General features: G+C 51.1%; 18 protein-coding genes. 5 read left to right on the top strand and 13 right to left on the bottom strand.

Features of this window, described 5'->3' with window-relative positions; all coding sequences use genetic code 11:
- Window positions 1–61 precede the first annotated feature (61 nt).
- From bamA to rpsB, 9 genes are all read right to left on the bottom strand, one after another.
- Window positions 62–2,494: an outer membrane protein assembly factor BamA gene (gene bamA, locus A7983_RS13955; protein WP_005975919.1), complete on the bottom strand. Its 2,433-nt coding sequence runs from the start codon at window positions 2,492–2,494 to the stop codon at window positions 62–64.
- A 35-nt stretch (window positions 2,495–2,529) separates the two neighbouring features.
- A complete protein-coding gene (rseP, locus tag A7983_RS13950) occupies window positions 2,530–3,885 on the bottom strand; it encodes a sigma E protease regulator RseP (RefSeq protein WP_005975918.1) in 1,356 nt (451 codons plus the stop codon).
- A gap of 21 nt (window positions 3,886–3,906) precedes the next feature.
- Window positions 3,907–4,764, bottom strand: coding sequence for a phosphatidate cytidylyltransferase (gene cdsA, locus A7983_RS13945; protein ID WP_005975916.1), 858 nt, complete (start codon window positions 4,762–4,764; stop codon window positions 3,907–3,909).
- A 9-nt stretch (window positions 4,765–4,773) separates the two neighbouring features.
- Window positions 4,774–5,535 (bottom strand): (2E,6E)-farnesyl-diphosphate-specific ditrans,polycis-undecaprenyl-diphosphate synthase, encoded by a 762-nt coding sequence (ispU, locus tag A7983_RS13940; protein WP_005975914.1) that lies wholly within the window; start codon window positions 5,533–5,535, stop codon window positions 4,774–4,776.
- A gap of 198 nt (window positions 5,536–5,733) precedes the next feature.
- Window positions 5,734–6,930 carry a 1-deoxy-D-xylulose-5-phosphate reductoisomerase gene (gene ispC / locus A7983_RS13935; RefSeq protein WP_005975912.1) on the bottom strand — a complete coding sequence of 399 codons (1,197 nt, stop codon included), beginning with the start codon at window positions 6,928–6,930 and terminating at the stop codon, window positions 5,734–5,736.
- 252 nt (window positions 6,931–7,182) lie between these two features.
- Window positions 7,183–7,740 (bottom strand): ribosome recycling factor, encoded by a 558-nt coding sequence (frr, locus tag A7983_RS13930; protein ID WP_005975911.1) that lies wholly within the window; start codon window positions 7,738–7,740, stop codon window positions 7,183–7,185.
- 125 nt (window positions 7,741–7,865) lie between these two features.
- The gene (gene pyrH / locus A7983_RS13925; RefSeq protein WP_005975910.1) at window positions 7,866–8,591 is read right to left on the bottom strand and encodes a UMP kinase; all 726 of its coding nucleotides are present in this window, start codon (window positions 8,589–8,591) and stop codon (window positions 7,866–7,868) included.
- 170 nt (window positions 8,592–8,761) lie between these two features.
- The gene (gene tsf, locus A7983_RS13920) at window positions 8,762–9,613 is read right to left on the bottom strand and encodes a translation elongation factor Ts (RefSeq protein ID WP_005975907.1); all 852 of its coding nucleotides are present in this window, start codon (window positions 9,611–9,613) and stop codon (window positions 8,762–8,764) included.
- A gap of 134 nt (window positions 9,614–9,747) precedes the next feature.
- Window positions 9,748–10,473: a 30S ribosomal protein S2 gene (rpsB, locus tag A7983_RS13915; protein ID WP_005975906.1), complete on the bottom strand. Its 726-nt coding sequence runs from the start codon at window positions 10,471–10,473 to the stop codon at window positions 9,748–9,750.
- A gap of 347 nt (window positions 10,474–10,820) precedes the next feature.
- Between rpsB and map the strand changes: the two genes are divergently transcribed.
- From map to A7983_RS13895, 4 genes are all read left to right on the top strand, one after another.
- The gene (map, locus tag A7983_RS13910; RefSeq protein ID WP_005975905.1) at window positions 10,821–11,615 is read left to right on the top strand and encodes a type I methionyl aminopeptidase; all 795 of its coding nucleotides are present in this window, start codon (window positions 10,821–10,823) and stop codon (window positions 11,613–11,615) included.
- A gap of 229 nt (window positions 11,616–11,844) precedes the next feature.
- Entirely contained in the window at window positions 11,845–14,439 is a 2,595-nt protein-coding gene (glnD, locus tag A7983_RS13905; RefSeq protein ID WP_235778031.1) for a bifunctional uridylyltransferase/uridylyl-removing protein GlnD, read from the top strand.
- A 28-nt stretch (window positions 14,440–14,467) separates the two neighbouring features.
- Window positions 14,468–15,295, top strand: a complete 828-nt coding sequence (gene dapD / locus A7983_RS13900) for a 2,3,4,5-tetrahydropyridine-2,6-dicarboxylate N-succinyltransferase (protein WP_005975903.1) — start codon at window positions 14,468–14,470, stop codon at window positions 15,293–15,295.
- Between the two features lie 53 nt (window positions 15,296–15,348).
- Window positions 15,349–15,738, top strand: a complete 390-nt coding sequence (locus tag A7983_RS13895; protein WP_005975902.1) for a DUF3461 family protein — start codon at window positions 15,349–15,351, stop codon at window positions 15,736–15,738.
- A gap of 100 nt (window positions 15,739–15,838) precedes the next feature.
- On the opposite strand, the gene A7983_RS13890 is transcribed toward A7983_RS13895, so the two are convergent.
- The 4 genes from A7983_RS13890 to syd form a co-directional block, all read right to left on the bottom strand.
- Window positions 15,839–16,294: a flavodoxin gene (locus tag A7983_RS13890; RefSeq protein WP_005975901.1), complete on the bottom strand. Its 456-nt coding sequence runs from the start codon at window positions 16,292–16,294 to the stop codon at window positions 15,839–15,841.
- Window positions 16,295–16,372: 78 nt separating this feature from the next.
- On the bottom strand, window positions 16,373–17,158 hold the full coding sequence (gene truC, locus A7983_RS13885) for a tRNA pseudouridine(65) synthase TruC (protein WP_005975899.1): 786 nt from the start codon (window positions 17,156–17,158) through the stop codon (window positions 16,373–16,375).
- Window positions 17,151–17,501 (bottom strand): YqcC family protein, encoded by a 351-nt coding sequence (locus tag A7983_RS13880; RefSeq protein ID WP_005975897.1) that lies wholly within the window; start codon window positions 17,499–17,501, stop codon window positions 17,151–17,153. Before A7983_RS13880 ends, truC begins: the two co-directional genes overlap by 8 nt.
- 746 nt (window positions 17,502–18,247) lie before the next feature.
- Window positions 18,248–18,796: a SecY-interacting protein gene (gene syd, locus A7983_RS13870; RefSeq protein ID WP_005975896.1), complete on the bottom strand. Its 549-nt coding sequence runs from the start codon at window positions 18,794–18,796 to the stop codon at window positions 18,248–18,250.
- A gap of 70 nt (window positions 18,797–18,866) precedes the next feature.
- Here syd and queF point away from each other — a divergent pair, with 70 nt between their 5' ends.
- Window positions 18,867–19,715: an NADPH-dependent 7-cyano-7-deazaguanine reductase QueF gene (gene queF / locus A7983_RS13865; protein WP_005975895.1), complete on the top strand. Its 849-nt coding sequence runs from the start codon at window positions 18,867–18,869 to the stop codon at window positions 19,713–19,715.
- Window positions 19,716–20,030: the final 315 nt, after the last annotated feature.

Raw genomic sequence — 20,030 nt, 5'->3', positions numbered from 1 at the left:
CAGCATTCCCCCCAATGAACAGCGATGCAACATTCCCTGCATACGACCTACGGACGTCACACTACCAGGTTTTGCCAATGTTAAACTGGAATTGTTCCGACTTGTCTCCATCGTACTTTTTAACCGGCTGGGCATAGGAGAAGACCAATGGCCCAAGCGGAGACATCCATTGCAACGCGATACCGCTGGAAACACGGAAGTTGTTCGCTTTGCTGTAATCCGGCACGCCTGCTTTCAGTGTTTCAGCCGTATTTTCCCAGTTGGTATCCCATACCGTACCGCCATCGACAAAGAAGGAAGTCCGTACGGAGTTGGCGTATTTATCACTGATAAACGGCGTTGGCACGATCAGTTCCGCACTCAAAACCGCCATCGCGTTACCGCCAACGGCATCGTCCAGATTGGTTTTATCAATCGCACAATTGGAGTAAGGTGTTCCCGCTGTGGCACAGTTATAATATGCCGCTTTAGGACCAATCGTGTTCGACTGAAAGCCACGCACCGTGCTGGAACCGCCGGCATAGAAGTTGTCGTAGAACGGCACTTCTTTACTTCCGATACCATCCGCAAAGCCTGCACGCGTACGGCCCATCACCACCCATTTACCGCTGTCGGTCAACGGATAGTAGCTCGCCGAATCAAACGTCAGCTTGTAGTATTCGTTATCCGAACCTGGCACTGCAATCTTGGCATTCGCGGACGCACGTGTTCCTTTGGTCGGGAAATAACCGCGATCCAGATTGTTATACGACCATCCGGTATTCAGGAAGAAGTCGTTCGCTTTGAAGTCCGCACTAGATTTATTGTTATTGCCAACAACAACTTCGGGATTTACCCCAACGGAGTTCAGATAACGCCACATCGCTACCTGCGGTCTCATATCCGACAGGTCGTTATGCACATAATCCAAACCGACACGCAGTGAGTTATTCTCGTTAATCGGGAAGCCCAAAGTGCTGCCAACGCCGTAGCTCACGTTGGTGTAGTCGGACAGATCGGCATCAGACGCTTCAAATTTGTTATAGAAGATACGACCACCGAGGCTTACGCCATCAACGGTAAAGTACGGGTCAGTCAATGACAGTTCGACATACGTCTGGTAGTCGTTTTTAGTCCCGCTGATACCAACGGAGTTACCCGTTCCCAGCCAGTTGTCCTGTTGAACACCCGCCTGGAAGCTCACACCGCTTTCCGTACCGAAACCGACACCAAAGTTGAATGTACCCGTATTACGCTCTTTAACTTTATACGTCACATCAACCTGATCGGCCACACCCGGAACACGCTGCGTTTCGACCTCAACGCTTTCAAAGTATCCCAGTCGGTTTAGACGCTCTTTGCCCTGCTCAACCAGATCGTTACCTAACCAGGCACCTTCCATCTGGCGCATTTCACGGCGCAGAACAGAATCTTTAGAGGTGTCGTTGCCGTCAAAGCGAACATGACGCACATAGAAGCGGTTACCCGCATCAACGTTGATGTTTAATCTCACCGTCTTGTCTGCGTCATTAATTTCCGGCTGTGTTACCACACGCGGATAGGCATAACCATAACGGCCCAGCAGCTTCTTGATGTCCTCTTCCATGCGGGTAACTTTCGTCCCGTTGTAGAGTTCACCCGATTCGATTTTCGTCAGCCCTTCGATTTCCGCAGAGTGGCCAGCCAGGTTACCTTTCACCGAAACGCCGGACAGCTTGTACTGCTCACCTTCCGTCATATTGATGGTGATATAGATGCCTTTTCTATCTGGCGTCAAACTCACCTGAGTGGAATCGATGTTGAAACGCGCATAACCGCGATCCAAATAGAAGCTGCGTAGAGTTTCGAGATCGCCAGACAGTTTTTGTTTCTGGTATTTACGGTCACCGACTACGTTCCACCACGGCACTTCATCACGCAGTTGGAAACGCGAGATCAATTCGTCGGAACTGAACGCTTTGTTACCGACAATATTAATCTGCTGGATTTGGGCCGACACACCTTCCGTGAAGACCAGTTTCAGATCTACGCGGTTACGTGGCAATGGCGTGACAACGGCTTTCACCGACGCACTGTACTTACCCACGCTGTAATAGAAATCCTCCAGTCCTTTTTCGATGCTGGTGAGCGCTGTGCGGTCTAACGCTTCACCAACGCGCACGCCAGAGGCTTCCAGGTTTTCTTTCAGCATGTCGTCTTTGACTGACTTATTGCCGGAAAACGTGACGCTGGCGATTGTCGGACGTTCTTTTACCTGCACAATCAGCGTTTCGCCGTCGCGCAGGACGCGAACATCTTCAAAATTTCCGGTCGCAAACAAGGCACGGATAGTGTTACCGATATCATCGTCACCGATGGTATCGCCAACGCGGACAGGCATACTGAGGAGTGCCGCCCCGACGGCAACCCTTTGCAGGCCCTCGAAATGAATGTCCTTCACTACGAACCCGTCTGCACCGTATACGGTTGCGCTGCTAAACAGCAGCGACGCTATGAGCAACTTTTTGATCGCCATCGTTGTTATGCGTTTTTCCTAACCTAATCCCGCGCCTAGAGACGCGAGAAATCATTGAAAAGTGCGAGTCCCATTAACAACATCAGCAATACTGTGCCAATACGATAGCTAATGTCCTGCACACGCTCAGAAACCGGCCTACCCTTCAGCTTTTCAACCGCAAGAAAGAGCAGGTGTCCACCATCCAATACCGGCAGAGGAAACAGATTGATGATCCCCAAATTGACGCTGATTAAGGCCAAAAACATCAGGTAATAAATCAATCCATAATCTGCTGACATTCCTGCACCCTGAGCAATCGAAATGGGACCACTCAGGTTGTTCAGCTTAACATCACCCATAACCAGTTTGCCTAACATACTGACGGTCAACTTCATCAGTTGCCAGGTTTTATCTGTTGCCTGATAGACAGCGCTGAACGGCCCATACTGGCGCACAGTTCTGTATTCTTCGGGCAGCGGCGTCACGCTTGGCATAACGCCTGCCAACCCTTCAACTCTGCCATTTCCCACAGATTTGCTGTCTGGCGTTAACGTTAACGGCACTATTGCGCCATTTCGTTCCACCTCCAGCGCGATAGATTGTCCGGGGTTATCACGCACGGCAATGACAAAATCACGCCAATGCACTAAAGCCTGCCCGTCGACTTTAACGATCCTATCTCTGACTTGCAAACCTGCGTTTTCCGCCGCCGAGCCTGCCTGCACCTGATTCAGTACCGGTTCGATTTGCGGACCGCGTGGGATAATCCCGAGCGAGGCAACCGGATCTTGCTTATCAGGTTCAAACTGCCACTCGCGTAAATCCAGGGTTTTCTGGACGACGCGGTCAGAACCTAAAGGCGCGGTTCCGATCACGACATCGCTGTCACCGATTTTACCGATCATCGCCAGACGCGCGGTATCCCAATCAGGCGTTTCGATACCATCAACGGACTTTAGTTCCATTCCTGCCGACATTTCCGCTTGCGCCGCGATGGAGTTGGGCAGTATTTCACCCACAACCGGACGCACGCCCGGCACGCCGAGAATGAACACCAGCCAGTACGCCACAATGGCAAACAGGAAATTAGCAATCGGACCGGCACTGACGATAGCCGCACGCTGCCAGACCGTTTTACTGTTAAAGGATTGGTGACGGAATTCTGGCGCTACCGTGTCAACACGCTCATCCAGCATCTTCACGTAGCCGCCAAGTGGGATCAGCGCAATCACGAATTCTGTACCAGTACGATCGCGACGACGCCATAGGGCGCGGCCGAAACCGACAGAGAAGCGCTCTACCTTCACACCACAACGGCGTGCCACCCAGAAATGTCCAAACTCATGGACGGTGACCAGCACACCGAGTGCGATGATAAACGCGGCAAGATTCCAGAGAAAACTCAACATAAATAGCTCTACCGCTTTATTCTAAGCCACTTTAAACAGCAGCAGCATCAGGCAAGAGAACACAGGAACCGCAGCCGTCAGGCTATCGATACGATCGAGCACGCCACCATGCCCCGGAATCAAATGGCTACTGTCTTTGATGCCCGCCTCGCGTTTGAACATACTTTCCGTCAAATCGCCCAGTACCGAGGCCAGCGCGGCGGCAATAGAACAAATCAACAACGTCGATGCTGCCACCGTTAATGGTGCATAAAGGCTAAACAGCAAAGAGATTAGCGCTGAGGTTGCCAGACCACCGAGAAAGCCTTCCCAGGTTTTGCCCGGCGAAACTTTTGGCGCGAGCTTACGCTTACCAAACAGTTTGCCGAACATATAGGCACCGCTGTCCGCCCCCCACACCAGCAGCATGACATACAGCAGCCACCAGGCACCGGCGAAAGGATTCATCGCATAATTGTAATGACGAAGCGCGACCATGCCCCAGAAAAACGGCACGATCGTCATGATACCGAACACCAGTCGCAATGTGCGTGAATGACGCCAGAATGAGGCTGAAGTCGGATAGAACAGAACCAACAGCAGTGCCACACCCCACCACACCAGCGACGACCAAAGCGCGATACTGATTTGCGGAATATGGACAGAATAATGGTAGGCCGGGAGCGATAACAGCATCAGCGCCAGCAAGAAACCACACAGGATCGCGAGCCACAGGCGTTGGCCATAAGAGGCAAAACCCGCCAGTTGACCCCATTCCCACGCCGCCAGCATACAAACAGCCAGCGTAACAAGCGTGAATCCCAAAGGAGGCAGCAAGAACAACGCTGCAATAACAATCGGAATCAAAATAAAAGCAGTAATCAGGCGATACTTCAGCAAAAGTTCCCCCTAGGATGCATCAGCATCGATAGGTGTTGTTCCCCCGAAGCGGCGCTCGCGTTGTGCAAAAGCATTCAGCGCACCTTCAAAGACTTGTTCATCGAAATCAGGCCAGAGGACATCAGTAAAGTAAAGTTCCGCATAAGCAATTTGCCACAGAAGAAAATTACTGATGCGATGTTCTCCACCGGTTCTGATCACCAAATCAACCGGAGCCAGATCATTCAGACAGATGTACTGACATAATGACGCTTCATTAATGCTATCAGGGCGAAGAATACCTTCCTGCACCTGCTCTGCAAGTTGCCGTACTCCCTGAATAATATCCCAACGGCCGCCATAATTCGCGGCAATATTGAGTGTGAGCCCCTGATTCTTTTCTGTCAGCGTCTCTGAACGACGGATTCGTTCTTGTAAACGTGGGCTGAAGCGGCCGATATCGCCAATCACCCGCAGGCGAACATTGTGCTTGTGCAGGCTTTTCACTTCGCTATCCAACGCCCGAACAAACAGCTCCATAAGTGCGGAGACTTCCTGCGCCGGACGGTTCCAGTTTTCACTGCTAAATGCATAAAGTGTCAGAGCGTCAAGCCCTTGGCTCACGGCGAAACTAACTGAACGCCGCACAGCCTTTACACCAGCCTGATGGCCAAAAATCCGCATTTTCCCCCGACTTTTCGCCCAGCGGCCATTGCCATCCATGATAATGGCAACATGCCGTGGCCCAGCGGGTGGCAGATCGTGAATATTTTTTTGATTATCGGACGGCATAACGCGTACTTATTTCCTCAAGCAAGAAATACAACAGTCCTTCCGTAACATCAGACCCCGTTAGCGCAAAAAAAGCCGTGAACGATCACGGCTTAGCGTCACGGTCGATTAAACAAATTTTGCCTAATCAACCATTGAGTGGCGCAGACTATACCACCTCAACCGCACATGAACAAATCGTGCCACGGGCCTATCCCGCTATCGCGCGTAATGCACCAGAGTCTGTGCTGCGACCTGTCTGGCCCAGCGATCGATGAACAGAACATCGTCAACGCTGGCAGGTTCTGGCAGTGTAAGCTGTTCAATGACATCCCGATTTACCGCAGCGATATCCGTAAAGCGTATCTGCGACTGCAAAAATGCCGCTACTGCAATTTCATTTGCAGCGTTCAATGCTGTGGTAGCCGATTGACCATGATGACAAGCGTCAATCGCCAACTGTAAACAAGGATAGCGTGCATAGTCCGGCGCTAAAAATGTCAGTGCACCAATTTGGCAAAAATCTAACGATTTTACGCCCGACGTCACACGTTCAGGATATGCCATCGCATGAGCAATCGGGGTGCGCATATCGGGCGAGCCCAACTGTGCCAGAACGCTGCCATCACGATAACGCACCATAGAATGAATCACCGATTGTGGATGAATAATGACTTCCATCTGTTCAGCAGAGGCATTAAACAACCAACGTGCTTCGATATACTCCAGCCCCTTGTTCATCATCGTGGCAGAATCAACCGAAATTTTGCGCCCCATTGACCAGTTTGGATGCGCACACGCCTGATCCGGCGTCATATCCGCCAGCGCCGACACCAATGTTTCACGAAAAGGCCCGCCAGAACCGGTCAAAATAATGCGTTCGACCCCATGTTGCGACAATGAAGCGTAACCTAATTGGTGTTGAATTTGCTCAGGTAAACTCTGAAAAATCGCATTATGTTCGCTATCAATCGGTAAAAGCTGGGCACCACTTTGTGCTACGGCGTCCATAAAGAGGCGTCCGCAGGTAACCAGTGATTCTTTATTCGCCAACAAAACCTGTTTTCCCGCATGGATTGCAGCCAATGTCGGCAGTAGCCCAGCCGCCCCTACAATCGCGGCCATGACCTGATCGACACCGTCCAACGCAGCAAGATCACACGCCGCCTGAACGCCCGCCAGCACCTCTGTTTTGCAGCCGTATTCCGCCAACTGCTGGCGCAGAGCCGTTGCAGAAGCTTCATCAGCCATTGAGGCATAGGCAGGTTGGAAAGTGAGGCATTGCTCCACCATCAGCTTGACGTTATACCCAGCGGATAGCGCACGCACGGCAAATTTATCGGGGTTAGCTTTAATTACCGCCAGAGAACTGACGCCAATAGAGCCGGTGGAACCAAGAATTGTCAGTTGCTTCATTAAAAATGCTCTGAATAACCGGATTTGATGACAGGAAGGTACACGAGTCTGAGACGATTACCATGATATATCTCTGCTATCGATCACAGCCATGAGGCTTGCAGGTATATACATGGCAAAAAATTGTTTACTGCCCAGAGGGGCTAGCCTTCACCCATTGATTGCATAACGCGCATTATATAAAAATAAAGCGCCGCCGGAAAAAAGGGGCAAGCCCACCAGTTTCCTGCGACGCACTATCTAACAGGCTGATTAGAACTCCATCAGCTCCGCTTCTTTTTCTGCCAGTGCCACGTCCACTTTCTTGATGAAGTTATCCGTCAATTTCTGCACGTCGTCCTGAGCACGACGCTCTTCATCTTCACTGATCGCTTTATCTTTCAACAATGCTTTAAACTTGTCGTTAGCATCGCGGCGCACGTTGCGTACAGAGATACGCCCCTGTTCTGCTTCGCCACGAACCACTTTGATCAGATCTTTACGACGTTCTTCCGTCAGCGGTGGCAATGGAACGCGGATTACGGTGCCAGCAGAAGACGGATTCAGGCCAAGATCGGAAGCCATGATCGCTTTCTCGACCGCGGGGCCCAGTGAACGATCGAATACCGAAATTGCCAGCGTGCGAGAATCTTCTACCACAACGTTAGCGAGTTGGCGCAATGGCGTTGCGCTGCCATAGTATTCAACCTGAATGCCATCAAGAATACTTGGCGATGCACGGCCAGTACGGATTCTGTTGATCTGGTTTTTAAACGCTTCAACACATTTGTCCATGCGCGTTTCAGCATCTTTTCTGATTTCATTAGTCACGTTGTGAACCCTTGAAAACTGGTTGCCTGGCAGGCCATGTCAGTGCATGGCCCGGTGAATAATTAATACCAGCGCTTGGCTGGCGTATGGAGCAATACTGACAATATATTACCCCATAACTTGAGTTATTGACTGATTAACGTCCCTTCTTTTTCACCCATGACAACGCGACGCAGTGCGCCAGGTTTGTTCATGTTGAAAACGCGGATCGGCAAATTATGGTCACGAGCCAGCGTGAACGCAGCAAGATCCATCACTTTCAGTTCACGTTCTAACACATCTTGGTAGGTTAGCGTTTCGTACATTGTCGCGGAAGGATCTTGTACCGGATCGGCAGAATAGACGCCATCGACCTTGGTCGCTTTCAATACGACGTCCGCTTCAATCTCGATGCCACGCAGACAAGCTGCAGAATCCGTAGTAAAGAAAGGGTTACCGGTTCCGGCGGAGAAAATCACCACGCGATTATTACGCAGCAGGCTGATTGCTTCCGCCCAACTGTAGTTGTCACAGACGCCATTCAGGGGGATCGCAGACATCAGGCGAGCGTTCACATAGGCACGGTGCAACGCATCACGCATTGCCAGACCATTCATGACGGTCGCCAGCATTCCCATGTGGTCGCCCACAACGCGGTTCATACCCGCTTTAGCCAGACCCGCGCCACGAAACAGGTTACCACCGCCGATAACCACACCGACCTGAATGCCTAACTCAACCAGTTCTTTCACTTCCTGAGCCATGCGATCCAGAATGCTCGCATCGATACCAAAACCTTCAGTTCCCTGTAAAGCTTCGCCACTGAGCTTCAGCAGGATTCGTTGATAGACGGGTTTTGCATTGGTTGCCATGGTGTTCTTATCCTACAGGCTGTCGTGGTATTGGGGAGGTTGTATAAATCAATACTGTAAAAATCAACACTATTCCACCTGGCCCCTATCTGAATGCAGGAAACCAAGCGAACTAAAACTAGTGGGGCTGGATAAAAAGGAACCGCCAACTGGCGGCTCTTTTTTTACTATTAAGACTGCTTACTCATTGCTGCAACTTCAGCAGCAAAGTCAGTCTCAACTTTCTCAATACCTTCACCCACTTCGAAACGGATGAAGTTAGTTACGTCAGCGTTGTGCTCTTTCAGCAGTTGGCCAACAGACTTCGCTGGGTCCATAACGAAAGGCTGGCCAGTCAGAGAAACTTCGCCGGTGAATTTCTTCATACGGCCTTCAACCATTTTCTCTGCGATTTCTTTCGGCTTGCCAGACTGCATCGCGATTTCCAACTGAACCTGGTACTCTTTTTCTACCACTTCAGCAGACACGTCTTCTGGTTTAACGAATTCAGGCTTGCTTGCAGCAACGTGCATAGCCAGGTGCTTAACCAGCTCTTCGTCAGCGCCTTTAGCGGCAACCAGAACACCGATGCGCGCACCGTGTTGGTAGTTACCCAGCACTTCGCCTTCCAGAGCAGAAACACGACGAATGTTGATGTTCTCACCGATTTTAGCAACCAGTGCAACACGCTCTTCTTCGAACTGCGCTTTCAGGACGTTAACGTCAGTGATTTTGCCTGCAACCGCAGCGTCCAGCACTTTGTCAGCAAACGCCTGGAAACCACCATCTTTAGCAACGAAGTCGGTCTGGCAGTTAACTTCCAGAATCACAGCGTAGTTACCGTCGATCTTAGTCTTGATCACGCCATCAGCAGCAACGTTACCTGCTTTCTTCGCCGCTTTAATCGCGCCAGATTTACGCATGTTTTCGATTGCCAGCTCGATGTCGCCGTTAGCTTCAACCAGCGCTTTCTTACATTCCATCATGCCTGCAGCGGTACGCTCACGCAGCTCTTTTACCAGGGATGCGGTAATTTCAGCCATTCTAAAATCCTCGGAAGATTTTTTCTGCCCGGCCGTCACGACCAAACAGCTTTAAAAGTGAAAAAGGGGCCATAAAAAGGCCCCTAACCAAACTAGTACTACCTGGTTAATAAGGGCTCAACGAGCCAGACTTATTATTCAGCTTCTACTAAGCCTTCTTCTGCCTGCACAGCCAGATCTTGAGAACGGCCTTCGCGGACAGCAGTAGCAACAGCGCTCAGGTACAGGTTAACTGCACGGATTGCGTCATCGTTACCAGGGATGATGAAGTCAACGCCATCTGGATCGGAGTTGGTATCAACCACAGCGAATACTGGAATACCCAGGTTGTTAGCTTCTTTGATTGCGATATGCTCGTGATCGGCGTCGATAACGAACAGCGCGTCTGGCAAGCCACCCATATCCTTGATACCACCCAGGCTGTTTTCCAGCTTGTCCAGTTCGCGAGTGCGCATCAGCGCCTCTTTTTTGGTCAGCTTGTCAAACGTGCCGTCTTGAGATTGGATTTCCAGATCTTTCAAACGCTTAATGGACTGACGAACGGTTTTCCAGTTAGTCAGCATGCCGCCCAACCAGCGATGGTTCACGAAGAACTGATCGCAGGTGTTGGCAGAATCTTTTACCGCTTCGCTTGCTGCGCGCTTAGTACCAACGAACAGAATTTTGCCTTTGCGAGAAGCAATTTTGCTCAACTCAGCCAGAGCGTCGTTGAACATTGGTACAGTTTTTTCAAGGTTGATGATGTGAACTTTGTTACGCGCACCGAAGATGAATGGCTTCATTTTCGGGTTCCAGTAACGGGTCTGGTGACCAAAGTGTACGCCAGCCTTGAGCATATCGCGCATGGAAACAGTTGCCATGATTACCTCTATTGATTAAGTATGGGGTTATGCCTCCACATGTCCCATTGCGCCGACCCCATCCGGTGAAACACCTCAGGAGCACCCCGGCGAACGTGCCGACATGTGTGTGTTATTTACACAAATTGAGTTTAGTCGATGATGTCGTCGAATACCGTATAACCGCTATCCAGCCGGATCATCGGCGCGCTTTATACCATAAATCTGCTAGCGACACCAACATTTGTTATTCGCCAATCTACTAATCTGAATGATAATTTGGCAAGCCAGCGGCAGGGCTGGTAACATAAGTTATTAGTTATCGCTCTTAATTTTCGTGCTTAACAGGCACCTGCGGACAATTATCAATGGCAATTTCAATCAAAACCCCTGAAGACATCGAAAAAATGCGCGTAGCTGGTCGTCTGGCTGCCGAAGTCCTGGAAATCATCGAGCCTCATGTCGTACCCGGCGTGAGTACCGCTGAATTAGACCGAATCTGTCACGATCACATCACCAACAAGCAACAGGCGATTTCTGCTTGTCTGGGCTATCACGGTTTCCCGAAATCCGTCTGCATTTCCATCAATGAAGTGGTGTGCCACGGCATACCCAGCGAAGAGCGGATCCTGAAAGACGGCGATATCGTCAATATCGACGTCACCGTGATCAAAGATGGCTTTCACGGCGATACATCAACCATGTTTATCGCGGGCAAACCGACCATTCTGGGCGAACGCCTCTGCCGCATCACGCAGGAAAGCCTCTATCTGGCGCTGAAGATGGTTAAACCAGGTATTCGCCTGCGCACGCTGGGCAAAGCGATCCAGCAGTTTGCGGAAGGGAACAACTTCTCTGTAGTACGTGAATATTGTGGCCACGGCATCGGCAAGGGCTTTCATGAAGAACCGCAGGTTCTGCACTACGATGCAGATGACGGCGGCGTGGTGTTACAGGCAGGTATGGCATTTACAATCGAACCGATGCTCAACGCGGGTGATTACCGCATCCGTACGATGAAAGACGGTTGGACGGTAAAAACCAAAGATCGTAGCTTGTCGGCACAGTACGAGCATACTATTGTGGTAACCGATAACGGCTGCGAAATAATGACGTTGCGAAAGGATGACACCATCCCCAACATCATCACGCATGAACAGTAAACACTAAGCCGGCAGATGCCGGCTTTTTTATGGTGTGCAGAAAGCACGCCCCCTTCAGGCCGTCGCAAGCGACGTTGAAAAACGCGCTCTGCGTTTTTTTATGGGCTGCGCAATGACAGATAACCGCTTTTCGCCAGACAATACGCCACCTGACGCATCCTCACCCGGCAGCCCTGTAGATGCCATTGCCGCACAGCCTCCCGCTTCACCGCTGACCTACGCAGATGACATGTTGAACTGTCAGGCGTTGAAACAGCAGTTGGAGCTATTCCAACTCTGGCTCGGTTCGGAATTTCGTTCCGGCGTCAGCGCGGAAAAGCTGATTGATGCCAGAACGTTATTCATCGATCGCCTGTTGCAGCGGCTGTGGTACTTCCACGGTTTTGAAAATATTGCTCAAACCGCACTCGTTGCCGTCGGTGGATATGGTCGCGGCGAACTGCACCCGCTTTCCGATATCGATGTGCTGGTATTGAGCCAGACAGAACTTAGCGAGGAGCATTCCCAGCGCGTCGGCCAATTCATTACCCTACTGTGGGATTTAAAGCTGGAAGTCGGCCATAGCGTCAGAACATTGGAAGAGTGCTTGCAAGAGGGGCGTGCGGATATCTCCGTCGCGACCAACCTGATTGAATCCCGCATGATATGCGGCGACGTTGCCCTGTTTCTCACGCTGCAAAAACACGTATTCAGTGATGAATTTTGGCCATCATCCACGTTTTTCCCGGCAAAAATTGTCGAACAGCAGGAACGCCATCAACGCTATCACAGCACCAGCTACAACCTGGAACCCGATATCAAAAGCAGTCCGGGTGGGCTACGCGATATTCACACGCTGCTGTGGGTAGCAAGACGCCACTTCGGCGCGACATCGCTCAACGAAATGGTCGGTTTCGGCTTTCTGACCGAGGCCGAGCGTAAAGAGCTTAATGAATGCCAAAGCTTTTTGTGGCGCATCCGCTTCGCCCTGCACCTCATCCTGCCGCGTTACGACAACCGACTGCTGTTCGACAGGCAGCTTAACGTCGCGCAACTGTTGCAGTATCAGGGGGAAGGCAACACGCCAGTCGAGCGCATGATGAAGGATTTCTACCGCATGACGCGTCGCGTCAGCGAGTTGAACCACATGCTGTTACAGCTCTTTGACGAAGCGATTCTGGCGCTGGATACGAGTGAAAAGCCCCGCCCGATTGACGATGAATTCCAGCTACGCGGCAACCTGGTCGACCTGCGTGATGAAAACTTGTTTATCAAAAAGCCGGAAGCCATCATGCGTATGTTCTACCTGATGGTGCGCAACCGCGACATCAGCGGCATTTATTCCACCACGTTACGCCAGTTGCGTCATGCACGTCGTCATCTTGCCAGCCCGCTCTGTACCATCCCAGAAGCGCGTCAGTTGTTCATGAATATTCTGCGCCATCCACATGCGGTAAGCCGCGCACTGCTGCCGATGCACCGCCATAGCGTGCTGTGGGCGTATATGCCGCTGTGGGGGAACATTGTCGGTCAGATGCAGTTCGATCTGTTTCACGCCTATACGGTGGATGAACACACGATCCGCGTTCTGCTCAAGCTCGAAAGCTTCTCCGACGAGGATACGCGACCACAACATCCGCTGTGCGTAGAACTCTACCCTCGCCTGCCCCAGCCCGAATTATTGCTGCTGGCCGCGCTGTTCCACGATATCGCCAAAGGCCGTGGGGGCGATCACTCTGAGCTGGGCGCGCAGGACGTGCTGGAATTTGCCGCGCTGCACGGGCTGAACTCGCGTGAAGCCCAGTTGGTTTCCTGGCTAGTGCGTTGCCACTTGCTGATGTCCGTCACCGCACAGCGCCGCGATATTCAAGATCCCACGGTTATTCAGCAATTTGCTACCGAAGTACAGAGCGAAACTCGCTTACGCTATCTGGTGAGCCTGACGGTTGCGGACATCTGCGCCACCAATGAAACGCTGTGGAACAGTTGGAAGCAGAGCCTGTTGCGTGAACTCTATTTCGCCACCGAAAAACAACTGCGCCGTGGCATGCAAAATACGCCGGATTTACGTGAACGCGTCCGGCATCACCGCTTGCAGGCGCTGGCGCTGCTGCGCATGGATAACATTGACGAAGAGGCATTGCACCACATCTGGAGCCGTTGTCGGGCGGATTATTTCCTGCGCCATTCGCCAAATCAGCTTGCCTGGCATGCGCGCCATCTGCTGGAGCATGATACCAACAAACCGTTAGTGCTGATCAGCCATCAGGCCAGCCGCGGCGGCACCGAGATTTTTATCTGGAGCCCGGATAGACCTTATCTTTTCGCGGCGGTCGCCGGTGAACTGGATAGGCGCAATCTTAGCGTGCACGACGCGCAGATTTTTACCAGCCGTGACGGAATGGCGATGGATACATTCATCGTGCTGGAGCCGGATGGTAGCCCGCTGGCGCAAGATCGGCATGAGATGATACGCCAGGCGTTGGAACAGTCGCTGACCCACCGACACTACCAACATCCGCGAGTGCGTAGGCCGTCGCCTAAACTACGCCACTTCAGCGTGCCAACCGAAGTTAACTTCCTGCCAACGCATACGGACAGACGCAGCTACATGGAGCTCAGCGCACTTGACCAACCGGGGCTATTGGCACGAATCGGCGAGATTTTTGCCGATCTCAATCTGTCGCTGCATGGTGCACGTATTTCGACGATCGGCGAACGGGTGGAAGATCTTTTCATCCTGGCCGACAGCGACAGGCGAGCATTGAAGCCGGATTTGCGCCTTAAATTGCAAGAACGGTTGACAGAAGCCCTTAACCCAAACGATAAAGTACCATTGAGTTAATTTTTACAATCAGGAAAGAGAAATCAGGATGCACCAACAATTACAGAACATCATTGAAACGGCTTTCGAGCGCCGCGCAGAAATCACTCCGGCAAACGCAGACACCGTCACGCGTGAAGCTGTTAATCAGGCCATCAGCCTGTTAGATAGCGGCGCCCTGCGCGTTGCAGAAAAAATCGACGGCCAGTGGGTTACCCATCAGTGGCTGAAGAAAGCCGTGCTGCTCTCTTTCCGTATCAACGATAACCACCTTATCGAAGGCGGAGAAACACGCTTTTTCGACAAAGTGCCAATGAAATTCGCTGACTATGATGAAGCGCGTTTCCAACGTGAAGGCGTGCGCGTTGCACCGCCAGCCAGTGTGCGTCGCGGTGCCTATATCGCGCGTAATACCGTGCTGATGCCGTCTTACGTCAACATCGGTGCTTATGTCGACGAAGGCACGATGGTAGATACGTGGGTAACCGTTGGTTCCTGCGCCCAAATCGGTAAAAATGTTCACCTGTCCGGCGGCGTCGGTATCGGTGGCGTTTTGGAACCGTTACAGGCTAACCCAACCATCATTGAAGACAACTGCTTCATCGGTGCGCGTTCTGAAGTGGTAGAAGGCGTTGTCGTTGAGGAAGGTTCGGTTATCTCCATGGGCGTATTCATCAGCCAAAGCACCCGTATTTACGATCGTGAAACCGGTGAAATTCACTATGGCCGTGTGCCAGCGGGTTCCGTTGTGGTTTCCGGCAACCTGCCGTCCAAAGATGGTAGCCACAGCATGTACTGTGCCATCATCGTGAAGAAAGTGGATGCCAAAACCCGCGGTAAAGTAGGCATCAATGAGTTATTACGCTCTATCGACTAAACTGAAAACGGCGGGTTAATCACCCGCCGTTTTTTTACCGAGAAGGTGACGCTATGTATGACAATCTAAAAAGCCTGGGCATTACCAATCCCGATGATATCGATCGCTATAGCCTGCGTCAGGAAGCCAATAACGACATCCTGAAGATCTATTTCCGTAAGGATAAGGGCGAGTTTTTTGCTAAAAGCGTGAAGTTCAAATATCCACGCCAGCGCAAGACCATCGTGGCCGACAATAGCGGACAGGGCTATAAAGAGATCAACGAGATCAGCCCAAATCTGCGTTATGTGATTGATGAACTAGACAAGATTTGTCAGCAGGAGCAGGTTGAAGTCGATCTGAAACGCAAAATTCTCGGCGATCTACGTCATCTGGAAAGCGTCGTTTCACACAAAATTAGCGAAATCGAAGCCGATTTAGAGAAATTGACCAAAAGCCGCTAAACAAGATCGTCTCTAAACGCTACCGTCGCTACAACACATAGCGATGATAGTCAGCAACGAAAACGGGAGCCTAGCTCCCGTTTCTTATCTCAGCACGCTATCACTGTGCATCAACCAAATCAGCCCATTCTTCAACCCACGGGCATGAGATGACTTCAGGTTCAGGATGTTCGACGGCATCAATATCCAAAACGTTACCCAGACGCGTAGCGCCTATTTCCTGCAATAACGCATCGAAAAGATGGCCGCCCGCACAGAAATTCGGGTAGCTGCTGTCGCCCAACGCAATGACGCCATAGCGCAACGTGGGCTGATAGCCGCCTTTCTCCCGCAGAGCGGCGTAAAGCGGCACAATAGAATCAGGTAGTTGGCCCTGTCCTGTCGTTGACGTGACGACTAAAACGGCATGTTCACGGTAGTCCAGCCAAGATCCCAGCGTCGCATCCTCAAAGACCTTCACCTCGTGGCCACGATCTTTAAGAATATTTTCCGCTTCTTCGGCCACCAGCAATGCATTTCCGTAGACCGTACCAACAAAAATACCAATCTGCGCCATGCTTCTGACTCCCTTTTTAATTCGAAATGTTTGATATAAAAGTAATACAAAAGTAATACAGCAGTGATACGACAGGTATTACTCGACGAGATGCCCGCTATCCTGACCTGACTCTGCAAGAAACTCAACCCCTTCAAACTCAGGGAGAATCCCTTGCCAGCCAAACTGCCTCATCACCCCCTGCCACGGTGCATCCCAGCGAGCCTGCAACGTCAATGGTTGCCCGCTCACGGGATGATTCAACTGTAACTCGCTGGCATGCAGCATGAGCCTGCCGCAGGAGAAGTGCGTCTCCATGCCACGATTGTGCCGCAGGTCACCGTGCGCGGTATCGCCGATAATTGGATGGTGAAGATGTGACATATGACGGCGTAGCTGATGTTTACGCCCGGTCTGCGGCTTCAGCTCCATCAAACTGTAGCGCGCCGTAGGGTAGCGGCCGATGGCAACCGGCATCTCCGCTTGCACTAAAGAACGATAATGCGTGACGGCAGGCTGCGGCGCTTTATCAGGATTGGCAAACTTATCGGCAATCTTGTCCAACTCTTCGGTGAGCGCGTAGTCAATCACGCCATCATCCAGCACATAGCCGCGCACAACGGCATGATACATTTTCTGCATCTGGTGCGATTCAAACTGCTGGGATAGCGCACGCGCCACTTCGCTGGACAGCGCGAGTAGCAACACGCCGGATGTCGGCCTGTCGAGGCGATGAACGGTATACACATGCTGACCAATTTGATCGCGCACGGTCTGCATCACCACGACCTTCTCTTTGCGATCCAACCAACTACGATGCACCAGCCAGCCACTCGGTTTATTAACGGCAACCAGATGTTCGTCCTGATAAATAATCTCAAGCATCGTGTGCTGCACCATCCTGTACATCGGGGTTGAATAGCTCATCGAGCTGCTTGAGACGCAAAAAAACCGCCGCGGTCTGTTCCGGTGTACCTTCCAACGCGTCTTCAAAATAGGGGAGCAGAGCCAGCTCGGCAGGCAGCGCTAAATCGCTGTCCAACAAAGCGTGCATGCGAGGTAAAAAGACCCACTGCAACCATTCTTCTGGTCGCATGGTATCAAGGCTGAAGGGTTCAGTGCTGTTAAACGCCTCATCTTCCGGTGGGACGACCTGCCAGAAAGGACTTTCTCTCAATGCGCGCTCAATGTCGAATAATGACTGACGAACCTGGTTCTCTCTACTCATGCGGTATCTCGCCCTTGAAGCCAACAATAATGGCGGCAAGCATAGCATTGATATCAACCAGGCCCAATCGCCACATTTTAGCCACACGCTATCGGTGATAATCCCCGCACCAGGCCATCATAGGCAAAAAATTGGGGGTACTGATTGCTCAGTACCCCCGGTTCGTTTTATAGCCATCCCGCTACACATTTGCATCCCTGCTCATCCATGAAAACTTTTCCTTTTTGGTCATCCTGACCCACAATCCCTGCTGGCGTCCCACTTTCGTCCTGACGTTTCCATCCTGTATCTTCCGTGATTCAATCCCTTTAGGCTCCTGCCCCACCGACCTTCCTAATCGGCTCTCAATCTCCTTCCTGGAGGTGTCCCTGATTTCATCCTGAAATCGTGTTTCTTCCTGAAAGTTGCGTTTCTTCCTGAAACTACTGTTTCTTCCTAAAACAATGTCTCTTCCTAAAACAATCCGAGCGCAGTAACCGTATTTTGTTACCAACAGTCACCGTTACACACACTGTAACCGGTTACTAACTTAAGTAATAAGATGTATTAATTGTCAGCTTTCGGCAAGGGGTAAGTGACAATGTTTCTCAATTCCCCTTAAGTAACACTGCTGCTTTTTACTATAATTCGCTAATTAATAATGAAAAAATAAAAATGAAACGTATTTTCAAGATTAAAGATAAGACATTTCTCACAGCAAATGTAAGAGATCTCTTACAAGGCAGAAAGTGAAATTCGATTAACCATTAGACTGCTAACGGGTTAAGGCCAGAAAGGAACGCCGCTAGCGTCGGGGCTAAGGTTTGACGCTTTTTCGTGCCGAACTCTTCCAAGACAACCTCTCCAGAAACATTACACAGCGACACCATTGACATCTCTGAATCGGTCGTTGCTAAAAACAGCGTCGGCGTGAGCTTAAGCCGTTTCTGCGTTAACAAATGGCCAATCAGGTTCTCCTGCATACGGATGAAATCCTCTTCGCTCCACACTTGCAACAGTTGGCAAGATAGCGAACCACACTGCGCCGCCATATCTCCGGCATACTGCGTGGTGTAGAAAGCATGAACATCAGGATGCAGGCTGATTTCCAGCGCACGTTCTACCCCATTCAATGCGGTGGAAGGAACAAAAGGCTGCGGCAACCAGTAAACGGCATCTTCATGATTTTCAACAATACACGGGGAAGCGATGCCGTAAAGTGCTTCACTGGCAGGTAAATGCCCCTTTTCCTGTTGCCAACAGGCAACATAACGCTGGGTAAACGCCGCTAGCGCCGAAACAACTTCATGCTCCATAATTTTTCTCATCACTCTTTTAGTCAGGTTAAACTATTCGCCATCACGCTTATCACATCAAGGTAACAGCATGTCCGTTTATGACAAGCACCAAGCCCTCAGCGGGCTAACTCTGGGCAAACCCACACCCTATCACGACCGCTATGATGCCGCACTCCTGCAACCCGTGCCACGTAGCCTGAACCGCGATCCACTCGGTATTTATCCTGACAGCCTGCCCTTTCATGGTGTAGATATCTGGACGCTCTACGAACTTTCCTGGCTGAACCATCGTGGCGTCCCTCAGGTGGCCGTTGGTGAAATGCACCTTAATGCAGAAAGCCAGAATCTGATTGAATCAAAAAGTTTTAAGCTGTATCTGAACAGCTTTAATCAGACGATATTCGATGATTGGGAAGGTGTGCGCGCAACGTTAGCCAAGGATCTGGCACAGTGCGCACAGGGGGACGTCAGCATCACACTTTTCAAACTCAGCGAGCTTGAAGGCCAACCGTTAGCCGGGTTCATTGGTGAGTGCATCGACGATCAAGACATTCAGATCGACAGTTACGACTTCAACGCAGACTATCTGGCGACAAACGAACAGGATACCCCTGTCGTTGAAGAAACGCTGGTCAGCCACCTACTGAAATCCAACTGCCTGATCACCCACCAGCCCGATTGGGGTTCAGTACAAATTCACTATCGCGGCAAACGCATTAATCGTGAAGCACTGCTGCGCTACATTGTTTCATTTCGCCATCATAACGAATTTCATGAACAGTGTGTGGAACGAATTTTTAATGACCTCATGCGCTACTATCAGCCGGAAAAACTCAGCGTCTACGCGCGCTATACTCGACGCGGCGGGCTGGATATCAACCCGTGGCGCAGTAACTACCTATCTAACGTGCCAAATGGACGCCTGCCGCGCCAATAATCGACCGATTAAGTTGCATGTCTTTGAGGAATAATGCGTAACGTCACGCAAGTTAAGCGTTGAACTGCCGTCAGCATTGGAAAAAATGATGACAGCGCGTTAAGGTGGTATGCCAGACAACAAAAGATCCATAACGTCTGAACGGTGCTCAAGTAGGTTTCATTTAGGCTCGCGGTATTTAACTTACCTGCGTTTCGCATAGCGGCTTGAATGAATGACAGTCGTGCCATGGTGCTGAAACGTCGAGCGTGCAACAACGGATCGTGCTCCCGGCAACCACCATGGCATCGCGATTATATTGCGTTTCAAGGAGCA

The organism is Pectobacterium wasabiae CFBP 3304, assembly GCF_001742185.1.
Lineage (GTDB): Bacteria > Pseudomonadota > Gammaproteobacteria > Enterobacterales > Enterobacteriaceae > Pectobacterium > Pectobacterium wasabiae.
This window is presented reverse-complemented; position numbering and strand designations above follow the sequence as displayed.